Source organism: Variovorax sp. 05T418 (genome assembly GCF_056396385.1).
This window is the reverse complement of sequence record NZ_JBFTLJ010000036.1, coordinates 1-4,283: the sequence shown is the minus strand read 5'-3', so window position 1 is coordinate 4,283 and position 4,283 is coordinate 1. Positions and strand designations below refer to the sequence as shown.

The window sequence follows — 4,283 nt, the reverse complement described above, 5'->3', positions numbered from 1 at the left end:
TCCTGGCTGGCCGCCGTGATCTCGCCCATGATGTCGGTCACGCGCTTGACGCTGTCGACGATCTCGTCCATCGTGCGGCCCGCTTCGGCCACCTGGCGGCTGCCGGCCTCGACCTTGTCCACCGAGTCGTCGATCAGGCCCTTGATTTCCTTGGCGGCTGCGCCTGAGCGCTGCGCGAGGTTTCTCACCTCGGAAGCGACGACTGCAAAGCCGCGGCCCTGTTCACCGGCTCTTGCGGCTTCCACTGCCGCATTCAGCGCCAGGATGTTGGTCTGGAACGCGATGCCGTCGATCACGCCGATGATGTCGACGATCTTCTTGGACGAGCTGTTGATGGAGCCCATGGTGTCCACCACCTGGCTCACCACGCCGCCGCCACGCACCGCCACTTCAGAGGCGGAGACCGCCAGCTGGTTGGCCTGCCGCGCGTTGTCGGCGTTCTGCTTGACGGTGCTCGTGAGCTCTTCCATCGAGGCTGCGGTCTGCTCGAGCGAGCTCGCCTGCTCTTCCGTCCTGGAAGACAGGTCCTGGTTGCCCGCCGCAATCTGGCCCGAGGCCGTCGCGATCGCATCGGTGCCGTGGCGCACTTCGCCCACCACCTTGGCCAGGCTGCCGTTCATGCCCTTGAGCGCGTGCATCAACTGGCCGGTCTCGTCCTTCGTCGTCACTTCGATGCGGCTGGTCAGGTCGCCGGCGGCCACCGCCTCGGCCACCTCGACGGCGCGGCGCAGCGGATGCGTGATGCTGCGCACCAGCAGCCAGGCGAGCACCAGGCCCAGGCCCAGCGACAGCACGCCGAAGACGACCAGCATCAGGCTGGTGCTGGCGCGCATCTCTTTGCTGCGCTCGGCCGCGGCGTCGAGCAGCGCGCGTTCCGTGTCCACCATCTGCTGCACACCTGCAAGATAGCTGCGCGAGGTGGGTTCGAAGCGTTCGTTGAAGATCCGGTTGGCGCCTTCCATGTCGCCCGCCAGCTTGGCCTTGCTGACCTCCTCGCGGGCCGCGAGGTAGGCCTTGCGCAGCTCGCCGACCTTGTCGTACAGCGCCTTCTTTTCGGGCGTGTCCATCTGTTCCTCGATGAACTTCTGCAGCTCGTTGGTCTCCTTGATGGAGAGCGCCGTGGCCGGCGCGAAGTAGGCGATCAGGCTCGCATCGCTGCTCTTGGCAATGGCCGCGGCGCGCTGGACGCCCGAGTTGGTGTTGCGCAGCCAGTCGGAGCCCGCGCGCTCGGTCTTGATGTTCTTCTCGACCATCGCATTGATTTCCTCGCCGAGCTGCTGCAGCTTCAGCACGGCAAGCACGCTGCTCGTGAGAGACAGGGCGAGGATGACGCCGATCACGACGGCCAGCCGCTTGCCGATGGAAATATTGCTCAGAAACATGCTCATCACTCCAGAAAATCAGGAAAGGGCAAGCACGCAGAACGCGCGCTTGCCGCAGGAAAGGGTTGTGCGCGCCCGCCTCAGGCGGCGATCTTCTCGACCAGGCCCATCTCGTCGCTGGACATCAGCCGGTCGATGTCCACCAGGATCAGCATCCGCTCGTCCAGCGTGCCCAGGCCGATCAGGTAGTCGGTGTCCAGCACCGAGCCCATCTCCGGCGCCGGCTTGATCTGCTCCGCGCTCAAGGTGATCACGTCCGACACGCTGTCCACCACCATGCCCACCACGCGACCCGCGATGTTCAGCACGATCACCACCGTGAACTGGTCGTAGCTGGGCGTGCCCAGCCTGAACTTGATGCGCATGTCGATGATCGGGACGATGATCCCGCGCAGGTTCACCACGCCCTTGATGTACTCCGGCGCGTTCGCGATGCGCGTCACCGCGTCGTAGCCGCGCAGCTCCTGCACCTTCTGGATGTCGATGCCGTATTCCTCCTGGCCCAGCGTGAAGGAAAGAAATTCCAGGGGACGGCCGGCCCGCAACGGGGCGATGCTGCGGCTGTCGGCGGTTTGTTGGGATGTTGTTGTGCTCATCGGATATCTGTCGCTGTTGGCTAGAACTCGGGCCACGCGCCGCCGGTTGCGCCGGCCATGGCCAGCTGCGGGGACGCGGGGGCTTCGTGGGTCTTCTTGCCCGGCGCGAGGCGCCGGGACTTCTCGGAAGCCGGGGGCATGGCAGCGGCGCTGCCGGGTTCGAGCCTGAACACGCTGACCGACTCGACCAGGCTCGCGGCCTGCTCCTGCATCGACTGCGCCGCAGCCGCGGCTTCTTCCACCAGCGCCGCGTTCTGCTGCGTGACCTGGTCCATCTGCGCGATCGCCTGGTTCACCTGCTCGATGCCCGTGCTCTGCTCCTGGCTCGCCGCCGTGATCTCGCCCATGATGTCGGTCACGCGCTTCACGCTGTCGACGATCTCGTCCATCGTGCGGCCCGCTTCGGCCACCTGGCGGCTGCCGGCCTCGACCTTGTCCACCGAGTCGTCGATCAGGCCTTTGATTTCCTTGGCGGCTGCACCTGAACGCTGGGCCAGGTTGCGCACTTCGGAGGCGACGACTGCGAAGCCTCTTCCCTGCTCGCCGGCTCTTGCGGCTTCGACAGCAGCATTGAGCGCCAGGATGTTGGTCTGGAACGCGATGCCATCGATCACGCCGATGATGTCGACGATCTTCTTCGACGAGCTGTTGATGGAACCCATGGTGTCCACCACCTGGCTCACCACGCCGCCGCCGCGCACCGCCACTTCAGAGGCGGAGACCGCCAGCTGGTTGGCCTGGCGTGCGTTGTCGGCGTTCTGCTTGACGGTGCTCGTGAGTTCTTCCATCGAGGCCGCGGTCTGTTCGAGCGAACTCGCCTGCTCCTCGGTGCGCGAAGACAGGTCCTGGTTGCCCGCGGCAATCTGCCCTGAAGCCGTCGCAATCGCATCGGTGCCGTGGCGCACCTCGCCCACCACCTTGGCTAGGCTGTCGCGCATGGCCTGGACCGCGTGCAGCAGGCTCGCCTGGTCGCCGTGCTTCAGGTCGATGCGGACCGCCAGGTCGCCGTCGGCGATGCGGTGCGCGATGCCGGCCGTGACCATCGGTTCGCCGCCGAGCTGCTTCAGCAGGCCGCGCGAGATCGCCCAGCCGAGCGCGAAGAGTGCCGCGGCCAGCACCAGCGCGCTGATCGACAGGCCGATGGCCCGGCTCATGATGGTGGCCTGCACCGTGTCCACGTAGACGCCCGAGCCGATGATCCAGCCCCAGGGCTCGAAGCCCTTCACGTACGAGACCTTGGGCACCGGCTTGTCGCTGCCCGGCTTGGCCCAGAGATAGGGAACGAAGCCCGCACCATCGGCCTTGACGGTGTCGACGAAGGCGACGAACAGCCGCTTGCCGGTGGCATCCTTGTTGGACGAGAGGTCCTTGTTCTCGAGCGCCGGGCTGATCGGGTGCATCAGCATGCGCGGCTGCATGTCGTTGATCCAGAAATACTCGCTGCCGCTGTAGCGCAGGCCGCGGATCGCCTGCATCGCCTGCTCCTTCGCCTGCGACTCGGTCAGCGTGCCCTTGGCCGCGAGCGCGTGGTAGTGGACCAGCAGGCCATGCGCGCTTTCCACCACCTGGCGCACGCTGGCCTGCCGCTCTTCCAGGATGAGCTTGCGCTCCGAAACCAGGAAAAGGGCCGTCAGCGCCGCCACGCCCAGGATGGCGCTGGCCGTGAGCAGCCCGAGCTTCTGCCCGATGCTGAGGGCGCGCGGATTCAAGCGGTTGAACATGGTCTCTTCCTTGGGTGGATGTCTTTTGTGCGGTGCTCTGTCCACAGGGTTATCGGCATCCGCGCGCAAGACTTGAGGCCTTCAGCTCAAAATTCCGTCCAATCGCCATTTGCCGCGCTGGCGGCCACGGCCAGTTGCGGGGCTGCGGTGGCCTCGCTCTTCCTGGCCGGCGCCGGCCGCAGGGCCTTCGGCGCGGCGAATGCGAGCCCGGAACGAGCGGCCGGTGTTCCATCCAGCCTGAACACGCTGACGGCCCCGACCAGGCTCGCGGCCTGCTCCTGCATCGACTGCGCCGCGGCGGCGGCTTCTTCGACCAGCGCCGCGTTCTGCTGCGTCACCTGGTCCATCTGCGCAATCGCCTGGTTCACCTGCTCGATGCCGGTGCTCTGCTCATGGCTCGCGGCCGTGATCTCCCCGATGATGTCGGTCACGCGCTTCACGCTGCCCACGATCTCGGCCATGGTCTTGCCGGCTTCGCCCACGAGGGCGCTGCCCATGTCGACCTTGCCCACCGAGTCGTCGATCAGGCCCTTGATTTCCTTGGCGGCTGCGCCTGAGCGCTGGGCCAGGTTGCGGACTTCGGA

4 protein-coding genes are annotated in these 4,283 nt (G+C 66.4%); all 4 read right to left on the bottom strand.

Translation table 11 applies throughout. The annotated features are described in order from the left end of the window. A partial coding sequence (locus AC1DMS_RS31570) for a methyl-accepting chemotaxis protein (RefSeq protein WP_478182128.1) occupies positions 1 to 1,382 on the bottom strand: 1,382 nt, incomplete at its 3' end. An 80-nt stretch (positions 1,383 to 1,462) separates the two neighbouring features. Next, entirely contained in the window at positions 1,463 to 1,978 is a 516-nt protein-coding gene (locus AC1DMS_RS31565; protein ID WP_062365640.1) for a chemotaxis protein CheW, read from the bottom strand. A 20-nt stretch (positions 1,979 to 1,998) separates the two neighbouring features. Then, on the bottom strand, positions 1,999 to 3,699 hold the full coding sequence (locus tag AC1DMS_RS31560; protein ID WP_062365639.1) for a methyl-accepting chemotaxis protein: 1,701 nt from the start codon (positions 3,697 to 3,699) through the stop codon (positions 1,999 to 2,001). Positions 3,700 to 3,785: 86 nt separating this feature from the next. Continuing rightward, positions 3,786 to 4,283, bottom strand: a 498-nt coding sequence (locus AC1DMS_RS31555) for a methyl-accepting chemotaxis protein (RefSeq protein ID WP_478182127.1), incomplete at its 5' end; no start/stop codon positions are given.

Coding starts and splice junctions, on each gene's coding strand:
- AC1DMS_RS31565 (WP_062365640.1), bottom strand. CDS start 1,978: ATGAGCACAACAACATCCCAACAAACCGCCGACAGCCGCAGCATCGCC.
- AC1DMS_RS31560 (WP_062365639.1), bottom strand. CDS start 3,699: ATGTTCAACCGCTTGAATCCGCGCGCCCTCAGCATCGGGCAGAAGCTC.